Annotated in this window: 16 protein-coding genes; 7 read left to right on the plus strand and 9 right to left on the minus strand. The window is 61.7% G+C overall.

Going from position 1 to position 17,479, the window contains the following annotated elements; all coding sequences use genetic code 11:
• Window positions 1-5 precede the first annotated feature (5 nt).
• The 4 genes from ACD578_RS23670 to ACD578_RS23685 all read right to left on the minus strand — a co-directional run bounded on the left by ACD578_RS23670 (window position 6) and on the right by ACD578_RS23685 (window position 4,718).
• Window positions 6-1,067: a sugar phosphate isomerase/epimerase family protein gene (locus tag ACD578_RS23670; protein WP_404289045.1), complete on the minus strand. Its 1,062-nt coding sequence runs from the start codon at window positions 1,065-1,067 to the stop codon at window positions 6-8.
• 120 nt (window positions 1,068-1,187) lie between these two features.
• Complete coding sequence (locus tag ACD578_RS23675) at window positions 1,188-2,138, minus strand: substrate-binding domain-containing protein (RefSeq protein WP_404289047.1); 951 nt, start codon at window positions 2,136-2,138, stop codon at window positions 1,188-1,190.
• A 64-nt stretch (window positions 2,139-2,202) separates the two neighbouring features.
• Window positions 2,203-3,201: an ABC transporter permease gene (locus ACD578_RS23680; RefSeq protein ID WP_404289049.1), complete on the minus strand. Its 999-nt coding sequence runs from the start codon at window positions 3,199-3,201 to the stop codon at window positions 2,203-2,205.
• Window positions 3,198-4,718 carry a sugar ABC transporter ATP-binding protein gene (locus tag ACD578_RS23685; protein ID WP_404289051.1) on the minus strand — a complete coding sequence of 507 codons (1,521 nt, stop codon included), beginning with the start codon at window positions 4,716-4,718 and terminating at the stop codon, window positions 3,198-3,200. Before ACD578_RS23685 ends, ACD578_RS23680 begins: the two co-directional genes overlap by 4 nt.
• Window positions 4,719-4,971: 253 nt before the next feature.
• Between ACD578_RS23685 and ACD578_RS23690 the strand changes: the two genes are divergently transcribed.
• On the plus strand, window positions 4,972-6,030 hold the full coding sequence (locus ACD578_RS23690; protein WP_404289053.1) for a LacI family DNA-binding transcriptional regulator: 1,059 nt from the start codon (window positions 4,972-4,974) through the stop codon (window positions 6,028-6,030).
• Window positions 6,031-6,036: 6 nt separating this feature from the next.
• Here the strand turns inward: ACD578_RS23690 and ACD578_RS23695 are convergent, their stop codons facing one another.
• Entirely contained in the window at window positions 6,037-6,417 is a 381-nt protein-coding gene (locus ACD578_RS23695) for a hypothetical protein (protein ID WP_404289055.1), read from the minus strand.
• A gap of 350 nt (window positions 6,418-6,767) precedes the next feature.
• On the opposite strand from ACD578_RS23695, the gene ACD578_RS23700 reads away from it, so the two are divergent.
• Entirely contained in the window at window positions 6,768-7,181 is a 414-nt protein-coding gene (locus ACD578_RS23700) for a VOC family protein (RefSeq protein WP_404289057.1), read from the plus strand.
• Between the two features lie 6 nt (window positions 7,182-7,187).
• Here the strand turns inward: ACD578_RS23700 and ACD578_RS23705 are convergent, their stop codons facing one another.
• Window positions 7,188-8,819 carry an alpha-D-glucose phosphate-specific phosphoglucomutase gene (locus tag ACD578_RS23705; RefSeq protein WP_404289059.1) on the minus strand — a complete coding sequence of 544 codons (1,632 nt, stop codon included), beginning with the start codon at window positions 8,817-8,819 and terminating at the stop codon, window positions 7,188-7,190.
• A 523-nt stretch (window positions 8,820-9,342) separates the two neighbouring features.
• On the opposite strand from ACD578_RS23705, the gene cphA reads away from it, so the two are divergent.
• Together cphA and ACD578_RS23715 are read left to right on the plus strand one after the other, a co-directional pair.
• Window positions 9,343-12,177 carry a cyanophycin synthetase gene (gene cphA, locus ACD578_RS23710; RefSeq protein ID WP_404289061.1) on the plus strand — a complete coding sequence of 945 codons (2,835 nt, stop codon included), beginning with the start codon at window positions 9,343-9,345 and terminating at the stop codon, window positions 12,175-12,177.
• A gap of 87 nt (window positions 12,178-12,264) precedes the next feature.
• Window positions 12,265-13,119 (plus strand): cyanophycinase, encoded by an 855-nt coding sequence (locus ACD578_RS23715; RefSeq protein ID WP_404289063.1) that lies wholly within the window; start codon window positions 12,265-12,267, stop codon window positions 13,117-13,119.
• On the opposite strand, the gene ACD578_RS23720 is transcribed toward ACD578_RS23715, so the two are convergent.
• The gene (locus ACD578_RS23720) at window positions 13,120-13,779 is read right to left on the minus strand and encodes an alpha/beta hydrolase (protein ID WP_404289065.1); all 660 of its coding nucleotides are present in this window, start codon (window positions 13,777-13,779) and stop codon (window positions 13,120-13,122) included.
• 40 nt (window positions 13,780-13,819) lie between these two features.
• Window positions 13,820-14,077 carry a hypothetical protein gene (locus ACD578_RS23725; RefSeq protein ID WP_404289067.1) on the minus strand — a complete coding sequence of 86 codons (258 nt, stop codon included), beginning with the start codon at window positions 14,075-14,077 and terminating at the stop codon, window positions 13,820-13,822.
• 211 nt (window positions 14,078-14,288) lie between these two features.
• Between ACD578_RS23725 and ACD578_RS23730 the strand changes: the two genes are divergently transcribed.
• Window positions 14,289-15,275 (plus strand): Bug family tripartite tricarboxylate transporter substrate binding protein, encoded by a 987-nt coding sequence (locus ACD578_RS23730; RefSeq protein ID WP_404289069.1) that lies wholly within the window; start codon window positions 14,289-14,291, stop codon window positions 15,273-15,275.
• Between the two features lie 24 nt (window positions 15,276-15,299).
• Here the strand turns inward: ACD578_RS23730 and ACD578_RS23735 are convergent, their stop codons facing one another.
• Window positions 15,300-16,097, minus strand: coding sequence for a DUF1194 domain-containing protein (locus ACD578_RS23735; RefSeq protein ID WP_404289071.1), 798 nt, complete (start codon window positions 16,095-16,097; stop codon window positions 15,300-15,302).
• 337 nt (window positions 16,098-16,434) lie between these two features.
• Here ACD578_RS23735 and ACD578_RS23740 point away from each other — a divergent pair, with 337 nt between their 5' ends.
• A complete protein-coding gene (locus ACD578_RS23740) occupies window positions 16,435-16,854 on the plus strand; it encodes a DoxX family protein (protein WP_404289073.1) in 420 nt (139 codons plus the stop codon).
• Between the two features lie 297 nt (window positions 16,855-17,151).
• Window positions 17,152-17,442: a hypothetical protein gene (locus ACD578_RS23745; RefSeq protein WP_404289075.1), complete on the plus strand. Its 291-nt coding sequence runs from the start codon at window positions 17,152-17,154 to the stop codon at window positions 17,440-17,442.
• The last annotated feature ends 37 nt before the right edge of the window (window positions 17,443-17,479 follow it).

The following is a 17,479-nucleotide window of genomic DNA, read 5'->3' on the forward strand; positions in this document are numbered from 1 at the left end:
GAAATTTATGCGGCGTCGATGCCGAGCATCCGACGGTTGGCGGCCTCGTCCGTCCCGCCGGCGGCGAAATCGTCGAAGGCCTTTTCCGTGACGCGGATGATATGCGCCTGGATGAACTCTGCGCCTTCGCGCGCGCCGTCCTCCGGGTGCTTCAATGCGCATTCCCATTCCAGCACGGCCCAGGAATCGTAGTCGTACTGCGCGAGCTTGGAGAAGATGGCGTTGAAATCCACCTGCCCGTCACCGAGGGAGCGGAAGCGGCCGGCGCGGTTAATCCAGCTCTCGTAGCCGCCATAGACGCCGACGCGTCCGGACGGGTTGAATTCCGCATCCTTGGCGTGGAATGCCTTGATGCGCTCGTGGTAGAGATCGATGAAGGCGACGTAGTCGAGTTGCTGCAGCAGGAAATGGCTCGGATCGTAGTTGATGCAGGCGCGCCGATGTCCGCCGACCGCATCGACGAAGCGCTCGAAGGTCGCGCCGTCGTGAATGTCCTCGCCGGGATGGATCTCGTAACAGACATCGCAGCCGGCTTCCTCGTAGGCGTCGAGGATGGGCTTCCACCGGCGCCCCAGCTCCTCAAAGGCCGTCTCGACGAGACCGGCGGGACGCTGCGGCCAGGGATACATGAAGGGCCAGGCCAGCGCGCCGGAGAAGGTGACGCTGGCATTCAGGCCCAGACGCTTCGAGGCCTTTGCCGCCATCAGCATCTGGTTCACCGCCCATTCCTGCCGCGCCTTCGGATTGCCGCGGACCTCTGGCGCCGCAAACCCGTCGAAGGCTTCGTCATAGGCTGGATGAACGGCGACGAGCTGGCCCTGCAGGTGAGTGGAGAGCTCGGTAATCTCCATGCCGTGCGAGCGCACGATGCCGGCGATCTCGTCGCAATAGGTGTCCGATTCCGCGGCTTTGCTGAGATCGATCAGGCGCGGATCCCAGGTGGGGATCTGAACGCCCTTGTAGCCGAGGGAGGCTGCCCAGCGGCAGATCGCGTCGAGCGAGTTGAACGGAGCCTCGTCGCCGGCGAATTGCGCAAGGAAGAGGCCGGGGCCCTTCATGGTCTTCATGGGTGAACTCCCGAAGTGACGTGAGTGAAGGCGAAAAGAGGCAAGGGGAAGAGGCCCTTGATCAAGAGCAGCTTGCCGTTGCCTCGCCCCTTCGTGCCGAAGGGGCGAGAGCCACGCCGATTAGAACGGCGAGTTCGGGAAGTAGTGCTCCTTGGCGTTGTCTTTCGTGATCAGCTGGGCGTTGAGCACGTAGGTGCCGCGCATAGGAGCGTTGGTGTAGAAATGCGCCGCGGTGACGCCCATGGCGGTGGAGATCATCGATGGCGGATAGGACACGTCGGCCGGGATCATCTTGTCGCCGTCCATGACTTTCTTGATCATGTCCTTCATGCCGGCGCCGCCGAGGACGAACTTGATGTCCTCGCGCTTGGCCTGACGGATCGCTTCCATGATGCCGAGCGCCATGTCGTCGTCCGAGGCCCAGACCGCATCGATCTTCGGATGCTTGGACAGGAAGTCCTGCATCACCTTGAAGGCATCGTCCCGGTTCCAGTTGGCATATTGCTTGTCGATCACCTTCACGCCCGAGCCTTCGAGGGCCTTCTCGAAGTTCGTCACGCGCTCCTCGTCGATCACCGTCGGAATGCCGCGGAAGACGACGACGTTGCCCTGTTTCAGGTTGTCGACGAAGTACTTGCCGGCGACGCGGCCGAATTCTGGATTATTGCCGGCGACATAGATATCCTGGATCGACGGATCCTTGAGGCCACGATCGACCACGGTGATGAGGGTGCCGCGCTTCTTGATCTCGCGGACGGGGTTCGTCAACTCGTCGGAGTTGAAGGGCAGGACCACCAGCGCATCGACCTTCTGCGAGGTCAGGTCGTCGAGGGCGTTCGCCTGCGCCGCGCCATCGGGAGAGGTCTTCACGATGACCTTGAGGCCCGGATAGCCCTTTTCGAGCTGCTTCGCTGTCTCCTGCGCATGATAGACGACGCCACCCGTCCAGCCATGGGTCGCAGCCGGGATCGAGACGCCGATCGTCACGTTCTTCTGCTGGGCCGTCGCGCCGGTGGCAACGCCGGCCATAAGGCCTGCCGCCATCGCGAACTTCAGTACCGTTGCTTTCATCTCATTCCTCCCTGAAGGGTTGGTTTGGGGCCTTTGTCCCTTGTCCGGCAGGCCCGCACCGGTTTCATCGCCCGCGGTGAACCGACCGCTGCACGAGCATGGCGATAATGATGATGGCGCCCTGAACCGCGCCCACGAGAAACTCGGAGACGAAGTTCGACAGCACCATGATATTGGCGACGAGTTCGAGGATGACGGCGCCGACCACCGTGCCCCAGACGCGGCCGATGCCGCCCTTGAGGGCCGTGCCGCCGATGACGACGGCCGTGATGGCCTGCAATTCCCACAGAAGGCCGGTCGTCGGCGTGGCGGAGCCGAGGCGCGGCACATAGACCAGCACGGCGATGCCGACGCAGATGCCCTGGATGATGTAGGTGAGCGTGCGCACGCGCCAGATTGGCACGCCCGAATAGCGGGCCACATCCTCGTTGGAGCCGAGCGCGACGACATGGCGGCCGAAGGAGGTGCGATAGAGGATCAGCGCACCGATGGCGGCGACCAGCAGGAACGCGATGATGGGAATCGGAACGCCGAGAATGCTGTCGAAATAGACCGGGCGGTAGAGCTCGCGCAGCTCGAAATTGCGCATTGTGATGGTGCCGCCTGCCGCAAGCCAGATCACCAGGGAGCGATAGATGCCCATGGTGCCGAGCGTCACGATGAAGGGCTCGATGCGTCCGAAGGTGACGATGAGACCATTTGCCAAGCCGCAGGCCGCACTCAAGGCAATGGCGGCGAGCATGCCAAGCGCCAGGGTGCCCACGTCCCCGCCGCCGAGGTTGTTCAGGGTCAGGATCATGACGCCGGCCGTGAGCGCCGCCATGGAGCCGACGGAGAGATCGAGCCCGCCGCCGGCGATCACGAAGGTCGCGCCCACCGCGATGATGGCGATGAAGGCCGAGCGCGTCACCACATTGAGCAGGTTCGACGCGGTCAGGAAGTCCGGGTTGATCAGTGCGCCCGCGATGATGAGCACGATGAGCGCGATGAAGGGCGAAAGAGCCCGCATGTCGATATTGAACCGGCGCTTTTCAGCGCTTGAGCGAAGCACTGTTTCGGTCATGCGTGGCCCGCGGCGATTTCCGCCGCCCTTTCTTCGTGAACGCCAGTGGCGAGATAAACGATGGAATCTTCCGACAGATCGGCTTGCCCGACCTCGCCCGCGACGCGGCCGTTGCGCATCACGACGACCCGGTGGCAGAGGCCGATCAGTTCCTGCATCTCGGAGGAGATGACCACGACAGCGCGGCCCTCGGCGGCGAGCGAGGCGATGAAGCGGTAGATCTGTTCCTTGGTGCCGATATCGACGCCGCGCGTCGGCTCGTCGATGATGACGATACGTGGTGCCACCAGCATCATCTTGGCGAGCAGCAGCTTCTGCTGGTTGCCGCCGGAGAGCTGCCCGGCGAGGAGGTCGCGGCGCCGGGTGCGGATGTCGAAATCCTTGATCGCCTTGTCGAGCGCCTTCTCCTCGCCGCCTCCATCGATGAAGGGTCCTCGGCTGAACTTTTCGAGGGCCGCCAGGGTCAGGTTGACCCGGAGGTTCTGCTGCAGCAGCAGGCCTTTCCCTTTCCGGTCCTCGGAGAGATAGACGATCCCCGCCGCCATCGCTTCGCGGGCATCGCGGAAATGAACCTGTTTGCCATCGAGGTTGATCGCGCCGTGGCCAGGACGAAGGCCCACCAGAGCTTCGAAGAGCTCAGTGCGACCCGCTCCGATCAGGCCGCCGAAGCCGAGGATCTCGCCGCGGTGCAGAGTAAACGAGGCATTCTCCACATACCCTGGCACGGCCATGTCGTGCACCGTCAAAAAAGACTGGTCGGAGGCGGTGGCCGGCTTTTCCGGATAGAGCTTGGACATGTCGCGCCCAACCATCAGGCGCGCCATCTCCAGCGGTTCCAGACCTTCGACATCGCGGGTTGAGATGTGGCGCCCGTCTCGCAGCACCGTGACGCGATCCGCAATCGCCTTCACCTCGTTCAGGCGGTGCGAGATATAGAGCACCGCCACACCCTGAGAGCGCAGCTTGCGGATGATCTCGAACAGGCTCTCGGCCTCGATAGGGGTGAGCACCGCCGTCGGCTCGTCGAAGGCCACCACCTTGTGCGGCACCAGCAGCGCGCGCGCGATCTGGACAAGCTGCCGGTCGGCGATGGAGAGGCGGCTAACCTCCCGGTCGGGATCAATGCCCGTGCCGAGTTCACGCAGGATCGCCCGCGTCCGCTCGCGCATGGCCTTGTCGTCGACCAAGCCGAAACGCCTGATCTCTCGGCCGAGGAAGAGGTTCTGCGCCACCGTCAGGTCCGGAGCGAGAAGGATTTCCTGGTGCACGAGAACGATGCCGTGGCTCTCCGCATCCACGGGTCCTGAGAAGCTGATCGGCTGGCCGTTCAGATGCAGGCTGCCCTTCGTGAGCGCGATGTGACCCGACAGAATGCGCATCAGGGTCGACTTGCCGGCCCCGTTCTCGCCGATGACAGCATGAACTTCGCCGGGCCTCAGATCCAGCGAAATGCCGCTCAGGACCTCAATCGGTCCGAAGGATTTCGAGATGTTCTCTGCACGAAGGACGGATTCCATAAACGGCTCCGGATGAGCGGCATCGCTCGATTCCGCTAGGGAAGATGGTCGTCAAAGGCTGTGCGGGTGGGGTCAGCTGGACGGCGCGTGAGCTGGCATTCGTTTCCTCCTGGCCTATCGCCTTGTCCTCTGCCGGGACATCTGACGATCTAGTGCTATCGAAGGGCACGACAAAGGCCCTATGTAATCGATTACATAAAACTTTACCGAAACTACGGCTTCTGTCAAACAGAACCATGGTAGGGGGAGGTCCATGGACGACGTAGGGCAAAAGGACAGGCCGGAGCCGGGGGGCATTTCGATCCGTGCAGCGCGGATTCAGGATGTCGCGAAGCTTGCCGATGTCTCGACTGCGACGGTCAGCCGAGCCCTTGCGACGCCGGAGCGTGTTTCGCCCGAGGCTCGTGCGCGGGTGCTGGAGGCCATCGCCAAGACCGGTTATGTGCCCAACCCCGCCGCGCGCACCCTGCGCTCGCAGAAGACCTATATGGTGCTGGTCGTTCTGCCGGATCTCTCGAACACTTTCTTCTCCAAGATTTTGCGCGGCATTGAGGAAACCCTCTTCGAGGCCGGCTACGGCATGATCATCAGCGATCTCGACGGTTCGCCCGAGAAGGAGGCGCATTTCGCGGCCTTCACGGCGGCAGGCCGGGTGGACGGCGCCATTCTTCTTAACGGTCACCTGTTCGGGCAGAGCCGTGAAGGGGAGGGGCAGCCGGCCCGGATCAAGATCCCGCTCGTGGCGGTCTGCGAAGCGATCCCCGGAGCCGACATTCCGCAGATCGAGATCGACAACCGCGCCGCAGCCTACGGCATGACGCAGCACTTGGCCTCCCTGGGTCATCGCAGCATCGCCTATGTAAGTGGTCCGGCCAGCAATATCCTCGAGCGCGAGCGCTTCCAGGGCTTCAAGGACGGATTGGAGACAGCTGGTCTGCCGTTCGACCCGGCCCTCGTCCTTCCGGGGGATTACACCATCGAGGCGGGCGTGCGGGCTGGTCAGGACCTAGTGGCACGACCCACCCGTCCGACAGCCGTGTTCTGCACCAGCGATGAGATGGCCATCGGTCTCATGCGCACCCTCTTCTCCGCTGGGCTCAGAGTACCCGAGGACATCTCCGTGGCCGGGTTCGATGATATCGAGTTTGCCGCCGTGGCCGAGCCGCCGCTGACCACGATCCATCAGCCGCGGCGGGAGTTGGGGCAGGCGGCGGCATCGGCCCTGATTGAACTTCTGCAGGGCCGGCCGTCGCCCAAGCGGATCCGGCTGGAGACGGAGTTGGTGATCCGGGATAGCGTGGCGCCGCTCTGATGCGGATCAGAAGATTGAGAAGGCGCCGATGAACAGGACGAGCACCAGGCCGATGAAGCCGACAAAGGCGTACAGGGCCTTCCGCGAATCCTGATGGGCGTAGCTGTCCTTCTCAGCTCCGTCCTTCCAGCGCACGGACGATTCCTGGTGACGGGCCAGATCGACCTGCTCCGATGTCGGCGGAGTGCCGCCGGCTTCATCATCGGTGCCCAACGGAGAGAGACCGGGATCGAACACCGCATTCTTGTCGCCTGTCCGGCCGCTGTTGATGTCGCCCTTCAACTGCGCCGTGGTCGAGCGCTCGGTGAGAGGCGGTGCATCCACCGGCTTGACCGTATGCGTCGGAGGAATGTCAGCGTGATGAGGATTGTCTGAACGGGTGGACATCGTACTCTCCCGGGCTCCGCTGAGGGGAAAAACCGTTGGAGTTACGCGAGGTTCCGGTCCTGAAGTCGCCTCAGGATCCTCCTGTCTCCAGACAAGAAAAAAGGCCGTTGTTGCCAACGGCCCGAAGTTTAGGGAGGAAACGCCCAAGAAGGGCAGCAACACTTCGACGCCAATCGCCGTGCTGCACTGCAATAATTAAGGGACGCGCTGGTCTGTTTCAAGATCAAAAGGTCAGCACCATTGCCCATTTTTTCGCCGCTTTGGAATGCCCGGATTCCAGGGACAACTGGACATGGCAAAGGCGCCGGAGGACAAAATACAGGCAGACCGGATCTCACATGGGGTCAGAGATGCCCAAGCTGAATGCCATTCTTGAGACCGCGCTTTATGTTGACGACCTGTCGCGCGCGCGTGCCTTCTACCAGGACGATCTCGGCCTGAGACCGCTTTTCAGCAACCAGCGTATGTGCGCTTTCGACGTCGGCGGGAAAAACATCCTGCTCCTGTTCCTGCGCGGCGGCTCGAATGAGCCGATGCCCACGCCCGGCGGGACGATCCCGCCCCATGACGGGCAGGGACCGCTGCATATCGGCTTTGCCGTTTCAGCGAGCGAAATGGCCGAATGGGAGGGGCGGCTTCAGGAGCGGGGCATCCCCATCGAGAGCAGGACCACATGGTCCCGTGGCGGAACCAGTCTCTACTTCCGGGATCCCGACGGTCACCTTCTCGAACTGGCGACACCGGGACTCTGGGAAACCTACTGAGCTGCTTCAGGTCACGACGCTGGGCTCGTTGCGACCCGTGCGGGTCGCGATTTCCGCAATTTCATTCGCCGCCTGGACGAGAGGAGCCAGAACTTCGGCCGTCGACAGGTTGTGCCGGTCGGGGTTCGGCTCGAAGCGTTCGAGATAGACTCTCAGCGTTGCACCCGATGTGCCGGTTCCCGACAGGCGGAACACGGCGCGGGCATCCTCCGCGAAGAGGATGCGGATGCCCTGCTTCGGCGTCACGGATTTGTCGACGAGGTCCGTATAGGCGAAGTCGTCGCAGGACCGGACCGTGAGCCCGCCGAAGCGCTGGCCTGGCAGGGTAGGGAGCTTCGCCCGCAGGACGTCCATCAACTCATTGGCCGGCGCCGTTTCGAGTTCCTCGTAGTCGTGGCGCGTGTAGTAATCGCGCCCGAACGTTGCCCAATGCTCGCGCACGATCTGATCCGCCGGCTTCTTGGTGATGGCCAGGATGTTGAGCCACAGCAGCACGGCCCAGAGACCGTCCTTCTCGCGGATGTGGTTCGAGCCCGTGCCCGCGCTCTCCTCGCCGCAGAGGGTGATGAGACCCGCATCCAGAAGGTTGGCGAAGAACTTCCAGCCCGTGGGCGTCTCGAAGCAGTTGATGCCGAGTTTGGCCGCGACTCGGTCGGCGGCGCGGCTCGTCGGCATGGAGCGGGCCACGCCGGCGAGGCCCTTGGCATAGCCAGGGGCCAGATGGGCATGGCTCGTGAGAATGGCGAGGCTGTCGCTGGGCGTCACGAACAGTCCCGGGGCCACAATCATGTTGCGGTCGCCGTCACCGTCTGAGGCTGCGCCGAAATCGGGTGCATCGGGCCCAAGCATCAGCTCCATGAGATCGTGGGCATGGACAGGGTTCGGATCGGGATGATGGCCACCGAAATCAGGCTTCGGCTCGCCATTGACGACCGTGCCCGCCGGCGCGCCGAGACGACCTTCGAGTATGGCTTTCGCATAGGGGCCCGTGATAGCGCTCAGAGCATCGAAGCGCATGCGGAAACCCGAACGGAACAGATCGGCGATCTTCTCGAAATCGATCAGCTGCTCCATCAGCTCCGCGTAATCGGCAACGGGATCGATCACCTCGACCGCCATGGGGCCAACCTTGGTCGATCCGATGCGGCGGAGATCGATGTCCGCATCATCGACGATCTTGTATTCGCTTATCGCGCTCGCCTTCTGGAAGACGGCCTCTGTGAAGGATTCCGGGGCCGGTCCGCCATGGGACATGTTGAACTTGATGCCGAAATCGCCGTCAGGACCACCCGGATTGTGGCTGGCAGAAAGAACGAGGCCGCCGATGGCCTTGTGCTTGCGGATCACGCAGGAGGCAGCCGGCGTGGACAGAAGCCCCTTCTGCCCTACGAGGACACGGCCGAAGCCGTTTGCTGCCGCCATCCTGATCGCGGTCTGGACAACCGATTCGTTGAAGAAGCGCCCGTCGCCGCCTATCACAAGGGTCGAACCATCCTTGTTCTCGACAATGTCGAAGATCGCTTGAATGAAGTTCTCTACATACCGGGGCTGCTGGAAGACGGTGACCTTCTTGCGCAGGCCGGACGTACCGGGACGCTGATCGGAAAACGGTGTCGTCGGAATGCGGTTGGTCACCATCGGTGCAGATCACTTCCTTGGAGGTGGCTCTTGAAAGGCCGATTCTCGATTGCATGACACCCCGGCAGGGGCATGCGGACCATTTTAGGGTTGCGCGGACGAGATGCCACTGCCCAGATGAAGCTAAGATGAAGACACTCAATTGCGCTCTGCATCGTCTGATCCATCCAGGTGCAGGTCAAGACATCAAAACAGAGCGAAAAAGAAAGTCCTGAGAAGATCTGTACTTGAAGCTTGCTTGATTTCCGGAAGTTCCGGCGAACCCGTCACAACACGGAACAAGTATAACATATGTTATTGTAGCTTTAATATTGTGTTGGCGCTGTCTCCGTGCTGGAACAAAGGGCAGCGCTCACGAATTGAACAGCCCCAGAGTGCATTCTGCACGCTCTTTCATCATTTGATCGCCAATTGAGACGTGGACAAAGGCAGTCTGCGATAGCGGAGCCGTCTTGTCCTCTACCGTTAGGAGTTCCCGAGAATGGGCGATGATCGTCACGTACAAGCCGGTTCCGGAGAAGCCATGAGTCAGCTGTCTGATCAGAAGCACAACATTGATGCCCAAGCCTTTTACGAGGTGACGACGAGCCAGATGCATGTGATCGACCGTGGTGTTTACCGGGGACCTCATCTCTACAGTCTCACCCCGATGATCCGCATCAAGCTCGATCTCGGCACGCTGGAGGAATGGCCGTCCAATCGCCTGCCGGGCTTTACCGAGCGCCTCCTGTCTCTGCTGCCTGGGCTGCATGAGCATGGCTGCAGTTTTCATGAGCGCGGAGGTTTCGTCCACCGCCTTGAGGAGGGCACGTGGCTGGGCCATGTTGCCGAGCACATTGCCCTTGAGCTCCAGACCTTGATCGGCGCCCGCGTGACCCGGGGAAAGACCCGCTCCGTGAAGGGAGAAGCCGGCGTCTACAATGTGATGTTTGCCTATCGTGAAGAGGATGTGGGACTTGTAGCCGGGCGCTTGGCTCTCCAACTCGTGGATTCGCTGCTGCCGCCCGGACTTCAGGGCATCAAGGGACTTGACCGCATCTACAGGGATGAGAGCGAGCCAGCATTCGAAGGTCCTTTCGACCTTGATGCAGCCCTCAAGGCTCTCCGATATGTCCTCCGGCGCAGGGCGCTTGGCCCGACGACCATGTCCCTCGTACAAGAAGCTGAGCGGCGGGGTATCCCGGTCCTGCGCTTGGACGACCAAAGCCTCGTGCAATTGGGCACCGGACGATATCAGAAGCGGATCCGGGCCAGCATCACAAGCCTGACCTCGCAGATCGCCACGGATGCAGCCGGCGACAAGGATCTCACGAAGAGCCTCCTGGCCGACGCGGGACTGCCGGTCCCGCGGGGCGAGGTGGTTCGCAGTGCTGAAGATGCGGTGCGTGCCGCCGAGCGGATCGGTTACCCGGTCGTGGTCAAGCCGCTCGACGGCAATCACGGGCGCGGCGTCAGCATCGATCTATCGACGGTGGAAGAGGTCACCCGCGCGTTTGAGGAGGCATGTAAGCATAGCCGACGCGTCATCGTCGAGAGCTGTTTCAAGGGCTGCGATCACCGGATCCTCGTGGTGAACGGGGAGGTGGTGGCAGTGGCCGAGCGTATCCCTGCCCATGTTATAGGCGATGGCGAGCGCAGTATCACGGTCCTGGTCGACGAAGTGAACAAGGATCCGCGCCGCGGCGAAGGCCATGAGAATGTCATGACCCGGATTAAGATCGACGATCATACGCTCGGCGTCCTGGCGAAGGCGGGCCTTGACGCGACGAGCGTTCCGGATAGCGGGCAGGTGGTCTATCTGTGTGATACGGCCAATCTCTCGACCGGTGGCACGGCTGTCGACCGCACCGACGACATCCACCCCGACAATGCCCTGATCGCCCGCAGGGCCGCACGCGCCATCGGCCTGGATGTGGCGGGCATCGACTTTATCGCGCCCGACATCACGCGCTCGGTTCATGAGACGGGTGGCGGGATCATCGAGGTCAATGCCGCACCAGGCTTCCGCATGCACCTGCAGCCTTCGGAAGGACGCGCCCGCAACGTGGCCCGGCCCGTGATGGATATGCTCTTTCCTCGTGGCACACCGACGCGCATCCCGATCCTTGCCATCACGGGCACCAACGGCAAATCAACCACCTCACGCATGGTCGGACATATCCTGCGCGCTCAAGGCCTTAATGTCGGGCTGACGTCGACAACCGGCATCTATGTGAACGGCGACAGGATCGTGGAGGCGGATGCCTCGGGGCCTTGGAGCGCTCGCGTGGTACTCCGTGATCCGACCGTGGACGTGGCGGTGTTGGAAACGGCCCGCGGCGGTCTCCTGCGGGAGGGTCTCGGCTTCTCGGAATGCGACGTAGGCCTGATCACGAATATCCAGCCTGATCATCTCGGGTTGAAAGGAATCGACACCATCGAGGACCTCGCTTGGGTGAAGTCCGTTGTCGTGGAGGCGGTGCACCGCAACGGCACCAGCATCCTCAATGCCGATGATCAGATGGCAGTCAGTTTGCGTCGGCGGGCTGGCGGCAGGCTGGGATACTTCTCCCTTCGTGGCGGCGCCGACATGCCCGACTTCCTACGCGATCACATCGAGGATGGCGGCTTTGCCGTCGTGCGCGAACCGGGCGTGATCGACGGTGGCGAAATCGTGATCCATGACGATGGCGACAGCATTCATCTGATGCGTGCGGCCGAAATTCCGGCAACCCTCGATGGTCTCGCCGAGTTCAATGTGCAGAATGCCCTAGGTGCCGTAGCCATGGCCTACGCCCAGGGCGTTCCCGTCAATGTCATCCGTATGGCTCTGTCGACCTTCACGACCTCGTTCGAACAAAGTCCCGGGCGTCTCAACGTGTTCGATGGACATGGTTTCCGTGTCATCCTGGACTATGCCCACAATCCGGCGGGCCTTCAGGCTCTAGGCGACCTGATCCTCAAGATGCGTCCGCGCCATCGCCGGATCATTGGCATGATCAATATTCCTGGTGACCGCCGTGACGACGACATGCGGGAGATGGGAGCGCTCGCGACACGCTATTTTGATGAGATCATCTTCCGAGAGGATCCAGCCCGTCGCGGTCGCAAACCCGGCGAGATCACCGGGCTGCTGGCGGAAGGAGCACTTGCGGCAGGATATCCGGAGGAGCGTATCAGTCGGATTCTAGACGAGGATGAGGCTGCCGATCTGTGCCTCAGGAGGGCGCAACCCGGGGACCTTGTTGTCCTCACCCCGACCGATGTGGAAGCCATGTGGCAGCAGGTGCTCGAATTCCGGGCTGCTCCTTCCATATCAGTCGATGTGGAGGTCGATCGGACGGAGGAGCCGGCCGGAGGCTGGCGCAGGAGCGCCTGATCGACAGCAAGGACATTGTCAAGGCAACGATGCGATCCGCCCCTGGCTTTGGGGTGGTCGCTGCTTGAACGGAGCCCAGTTGCGGCCATGCAGGAACGCGCAAGGAAGAAATCGAAGGGACCGCTCATCATCATTGGCGGTGGTGAGGACAAGGAAGGCGAGCGCACTATCCTGCGTGAGGTTGCGAGACAATTGGGTGGAGGAAAGCTCGTCATTGCAACTGTCGCATCCCATGAGCCGGAAGGTTATTTCGAATCCTACCAGAGAGCCTTCAAGGATCTTGGTGTCACGGACCTGGTGGAAATCTACGTCAAAGACCGATCCGAGACGCTCGATCCGGAAAAGCTGCGCGTCTTCGACGGAGCAGCCGGCGTTTTCTTTTCCGGAGGCGACCAGCTGCGCATCTCGAGCCAGATTGGCGACACACCCATCGAGCAGCGCGTGCGGGACCTTCACGAGCGCGGCGGTGTCCTCGCCGGAACATCGGCCGGCGCATCTGTTATGAGCGAGACCATGCTGGTGAAAGGCACCAGCGGCGAGTCCTACAAGATCGGCGACCTGCACATGGCACCGGGTCTTGGTCTCGTGCGCAACGTCATCATCGACCAGCATTTTGCCGAACGAGGTCGGTTCGGACGCCTGTTTGGTGCCGTGGCGCATAATCCACGCGAGCTCGGGATCGGCATCGACGAGGACACGGCGCTAGTCCTTGAAGAGGAACGATTCGAGGTGATCGGCAGCGGCTGTGTCTATGTGGTCGACGGGGCTGGCGTTACCCACTCGAATATCGCCGAGGCCGAGCCTGAGCGGTCCCTGTCCATGTACGATATCCGCATGCATGTGCTGAGTTCCGGCGATGCCTTCGATCTGGCAAAGCGCCGCCCGACCGAAGTGCCGGACGTTAGGAAGAGCCATGCTATCGAGGCGCAGTTGGCGGGCTAATCAGGAAACAATGTTACGAAGCCACCGAGACAGATCCCGGTCGAGTGCCTCCTGACATTGATCAAGACCGTGAAAGCAGCCGGGATAAAGGATAAGCTCCTTAGGCTCACCTGCATGAGCGTGGAGATCTCGTGAGCAGGCCGGAGGCAGAATTTCATCCTTCTCGCCATGGATGAAGATCACAGGCTTGGGGCTGAGCTTGCCGATGGCGTGAGTGCCTGCCGTCTGGCTGCTGAGCGCTGCGACGGCGATGACGGCGTCACTGATGACGCCTGCGTTGATGACGACGGCGCCTCCGAAGGAATGCCCCACAAGGACGATTCGGCTCTTGCCGAGACTTTCCAGATAGGCGAGCCCGATCAGCACATCGAGAATGCAGCCTTCCAGATCTCCGGGCAGACGATAATCCAGCTCGAGGGATGCCGTTCCACTCTCCCGAAATTGGCGGCCAAGGCGCGTGTAGAGTCCACCCGCTGGGCCGCCAAGTCCGCCTCCGGCGCCGAACACCCAAAGAATGGCGTGTTCGCCTTCAGCCAGGTGATAGCGACAGGGAAGAGCGCCCTCGGACGTCACGAGTTGAAGGCGCTCCGATGTCTCACTCTCAGGCAGGTGGATGACATCCTGCAGGGCGATGGCCGAGTGCCGGAGCATTTGAGGCATGACACTGCCTGCCGTTCGCAACCTGCATGAGGGAAGCAAGTTACGGATTGTTGCCGCCGGACGGCCGCTTGGGCACATCGCCGGCCTCGGCGGGATCTGTGCCTTGGGGAGCATCCCCGGCCGGCTTCACCTCATCGGGGTTGGACACGGCCTTGGTTACGGGCTCCCGCGCCGGCTCCTCCTGCGGAGGAGGGCCCGCAACGGCCGAGCCGCCCATATAGGAGGGTGGATCGCTGGCCGGGAAGGAATATTCCGAGCCGGCATCGACCAGGTCGTCCTCTTCTTTTTTCACGCCCATAGGCCATCTCCAGTTCTCTAAAGCTTTCCGTCGCACAAGGGGAGAATGCAGGGAGTGCCGCCATGTTCAGGCGGGGCGGTAAAAAACTGAACATGGGCGCGACCTTTGAGAGGCGATCCTCGACCCGGCTCGGCCCTGGTCGTCCCAGGCTGCCCCGCTATCTGCAGCCGGGCACCTGAACCATAATGGGACCAAAATCCGGGAGAACGCCATGAGTCCAACCCGCCGCAGCATTCTCAAGACCCTGATCGCCGCCTCCGCCGCCTCGGCCCTGTCGCCATGGACGGCTTTCGCGCAATCCGCTTACCCCACCAGGCCCGTCCGGGTCGTTGTTCCCTATGCGGCCGGCGGCGGAACCGACTTCTTCGCCCGTCTCGTCTTTGCCGCCATGGGCGAGCAGCTCGGCCAGCAATTCGTCATCGAGAATAAGCCTGGCGCCGGCACCAATATCGGCGCCGACACGGCCGCGCGCGCGGAGCCCGACGGCTATACGCTCCTTTTGGGCGATACGGCGACCTTCGCGACGAACCGCACGCTTTATCGCAAGCTGTCCTTCGATCCGTACAAGGATTTCACGCCCATTTCGCTGACAGGACGCTTTGCCCTCGTGCTTCTTGTCAACACGAACAAGCTGCCGGTAAAATCCGTTCAGGAACTTGTGGCTGAGGCGAAGAAGAATCCCGGCCGCATCAATTATGCGACGCCGGGCTTAGGCAGCCCGTTTCATCTTGCCACGGAACTTCTCTCTCAAGGAGCCGGGATCAAGCTGACCCATGTGCCGTATCGGGGTGCTGCTCCCGCCGTGCAGGATCTGGTGGCGGGGCAGGTGGACATGATGTTCATCGACTTCGCCACCGCGCGCTCGCAGATCTCCGGTCCGATTCAGGCCATTGCGGTCGCATCCCCGCAGGAATTCTCGGGGCTTCCCGGCGTGCCGCCGGTGGCGGCCGATTATTCAGGCTTCGAGGCCTGGGCCTGGCAGGGTTTCGTCGCGCCGGTGAACACCCCATCCGATATCGTCACCAAGCTCAACGACACCTACCGGCGCGTGATTGGCAATGCGGAGGTCCGCGCCAAGCTGATCGGAGCCGGCATCGATGTGCTCCAAAGCTCTCCGTCTGAAATGGCCGCCTACATGCAGGAAGAAGGTGCCAAGTGGGAGAGGGTCATCAGGACGGCGGGCATCACGCTGGAATGAGCGTCGCCTGGGATGCGGACCGCGTCAGTTGCGGTCCCAGCGATACATCCCGCGATCCCCTTCCAGGCAGTTGACGGGCGCATCCGCCTGAAGCTTCTGGATCAGCGACTTCGCGGGGAGTGCGGCAATCTCACGGATGATCTTCGTGCGAATGGCGTCGGCAAATTGCTGACGCTCGCGCACCGGAACGAGAAATGCACCTTCTCCGCCGATGACGCAGCCTTTGTAATAGAGGTCGAGGTTCTCCATATCGCCAAAGCCGCTCGGGCGCTTGAGCATGATGGGAAGACCGTTGATGGTGATGCCCTTCGCAATGGCCTCGTCGCGGGCCGCAACTACGCCCCGTCCGCTGCTGTTGGGCCCATCGCCTGAAATGTCGATCACGCGCCGGATAGGCTCGACGCCGGTCCGTTCCAAAAGCTTCACGCCGAAGTCGATCGCACCCGAGATCGATGTACGCCGCAGGCGACCGATCGGATTGTCGTGCAAGCCGTCCGCGAATTTCATCGCGGCCTCCGAGCCGTCGATGATGGTCCAAGGAATGATGACGTTCTGATAATCAACCCCGGACCATTCGAAATAAGTGACGATGATCCGGCCCAGCATGCCGTTGCGGATGGCATCATGCACGTGGTGTGAGCGGAAGGCGTCGATGAAGCCCTGGCGCTGGAGTTCCTGCTCGTCCGGATCCATGGAGCGCGAGACATCCACCGCCAAGACGAGCGCAACGTCCACTTCCGTTTCCGCTCTCGCGTCGTGGACAGGCAGCCAGAGCGATGCTGCCATGAGAGCCGCGACTATGCTGAGACGCCTTACACCCATCCCGACCTCCATTCTCCTCTAGCGTATCGTGCTTAAAAGGTGGCTCCGGCTTTTCGCGGACGCGAACCTTCGGTTCGCCCCGAACGGCGCTCTGGAGAAGCTGACATGAATCTCCCGTCGGGCAAGGTTAGATCGTCTCAAGGGCGGAACCGGAGGCCTCAATTTCACGTGAAGCACACGCAATAGGGTATCATTGACGGGTCTACCCGGAGCCGGGAGGAGGAACTTCGGGCATGAGAGCGATGTTCGTCTTTCTCATCTGCGTTATGAACCCCGGGGCGACAGAGACTTGAGCTCGCCTTAGGATGCAGACCACAGGCAGGAGGTCCTTATTCGCATGTCCACTGCTCTCGACCGTTGGTCGCCCTACGCCTTGGCCGTCCTGAGGATCGTCACGGCGCTGATCTTTATGGAACACGGAACGCAGAAGCTGTTCGGCTTTCCGGCTCCTCCGGAGGGTGGAATGCCGCCACTCTTCTCGCTCTTCGGAAGCGGCGCTATCCTCGAACTCGTCGGAGGCTTTCTGCTCCTGATCGGGTGGTTTACCCGGCCCGTCGCCTTCCTTCTCGCCGGCGAGATGGCGGTGGCCTATTGGATGTTTCATGCTCCCCAGAGCCCATACCCGGCGCTCAATGGCGGCGATGCGGCCATCCTGTATTGTTTCGTGTTCCTGCTGTTCGTCTTTACGGGCCCGGGCGCATGGAGCATCGACGGTGCGAGACAGCCGACAGGGCCACGTCATTCCTGGGAGCGCTGATCCTGAGCTTCGACATCGACGGCAACGCGCGATGCCGGAGGGCCCTGATCCTTCGAGACGCGAGCAAGCTCGCTCCTCAGGATGAGGGCTTATGTGGGCGCCGGTCTTCGGAGCCATATGCTTAGGGCGGTCGTACTCCACAAGACCCGCCTAACTCGAAAGAGGCGGGTCACATTCCCGCTCCCAGCGACTATTCTTTGGAACGGTTTTCAAGAACCGTTCGTTTTTCAGGCGGGCCCATGACCTCCGCTTCAGAAGAGGATAAAGCAGGGCTCGTTTGTTGCGTAGGAGTAGGACATGGCCGAGATCATCGCGTTCAAGGATCTCAAGAAAATCGCCGACCGGTGCAAAGTGCTGACGCTGTTCGAGCCGAAGAGTCCTGCGAAATTAAAATCCCGCTCCGAGCCCAAGTCTTTCGAGTTCCCAAGCTCCCGTCCCTTCATCTCCGGAAACCTGACGGACCTGTTCGAGCAGGCGAACGCTGTGGCCATGCGTCACTACCATGGTGATCCGAAGGTGCCGGCCATTGTCGCCGAGAAATGCATGGAGCTCATTCAAGCTCTGGAAGACCATGCGCAGCCGGAATGAAATTTTAAGGTGCTCCGAAGAAAGAGATATACGTTAC

It is taken from the genome of Microvirga sp. RSM25 (genome assembly GCF_044784385.1).
Lineage (GTDB): Bacteria > Pseudomonadota > Alphaproteobacteria > Rhizobiales > Beijerinckiaceae > Microvirga > Microvirga tunisiensis.

What these genes read in the sequence shown, in the direction of transcription:
- ACD578_RS23740 (WP_404289073.1), top strand. Translation starts at nt 16,435, where the DNA reads ATGTCCACTGCTCTCGACCGTTGGTCGCCCTACGCCTTGGCCGTCCTG.
- ACD578_RS23730 (WP_404289069.1), top strand. Translation starts at nt 14,289, where the DNA reads ATGAGTCCAACCCGCCGCAGCATTCTCAAGACCCTGATCGCCGCCTCC.
- ACD578_RS23715 (WP_404289063.1), top strand. Translation starts at nt 12,265, where the DNA reads ATGCAGGAACGCGCAAGGAAGAAATCGAAGGGACCGCTCATCATCATT.
- ACD578_RS23675 (WP_404289047.1), bottom strand. Translation starts at nt 2,138, where the DNA reads ATGAAAGCAACGGTACTGAAGTTCGCGATGGCGGCAGGCCTTATGGCC.
- ACD578_RS23745 (WP_404289075.1), top strand. Translation starts at nt 17,152, where the DNA reads ATGGCCGAGATCATCGCGTTCAAGGATCTCAAGAAAATCGCCGACCGG.
- ACD578_RS23670 (WP_404289045.1), bottom strand. Translation starts at nt 1,067, where the DNA reads ATGAAGACCATGAAGGGCCCCGGCCTCTTCCTTGCGCAATTCGCCGGC.
- ACD578_RS23680 (WP_404289049.1), bottom strand. Translation starts at nt 3,201, where the DNA reads ATGACCGAAACAGTGCTTCGCTCAAGCGCTGAAAAGCGCCGGTTCAAT.
- ACD578_RS23735 (WP_404289071.1), bottom strand. Translation starts at nt 16,097, where the DNA reads ATGGGTGTAAGGCGTCTCAGCATAGTCGCGGCTCTCATGGCAGCATCG.
- ACD578_RS23720 (WP_404289065.1), bottom strand. Translation starts at nt 13,779, where the DNA reads ATGCCTCAAATGCTCCGGCACTCGGCCATCGCCCTGCAGGATGTCATC.
- ACD578_RS23725 (WP_404289067.1), bottom strand. Translation starts at nt 14,077, where the DNA reads ATGGGCGTGAAAAAAGAAGAGGACGACCTGGTCGATGCCGGCTCGGAA.
- cphA (WP_404289061.1), top strand. Translation starts at nt 9,343, where the DNA reads ATGAGTCAGCTGTCTGATCAGAAGCACAACATTGATGCCCAAGCCTTT.
- ACD578_RS23695 (WP_404289055.1), bottom strand. Translation starts at nt 6,417, where the DNA reads ATGTCCACCCGTTCAGACAATCCTCATCACGCTGACATTCCTCCGACG.
- ACD578_RS23705 (WP_404289059.1), bottom strand. Translation starts at nt 8,819, where the DNA reads ATGGTGACCAACCGCATTCCGACGACACCGTTTTCCGATCAGCGTCCC.
- ACD578_RS23700 (WP_404289057.1), top strand. Translation starts at nt 6,768, where the DNA reads ATGCCCAAGCTGAATGCCATTCTTGAGACCGCGCTTTATGTTGACGAC.
- ACD578_RS23685 (WP_404289051.1), bottom strand. Translation starts at nt 4,718, where the DNA reads ATGGAATCCGTCCTTCGTGCAGAGAACATCTCGAAATCCTTCGGACCG.
- ACD578_RS23690 (WP_404289053.1), top strand. Translation starts at nt 4,972, where the DNA reads ATGGACGACGTAGGGCAAAAGGACAGGCCGGAGCCGGGGGGCATTTCG.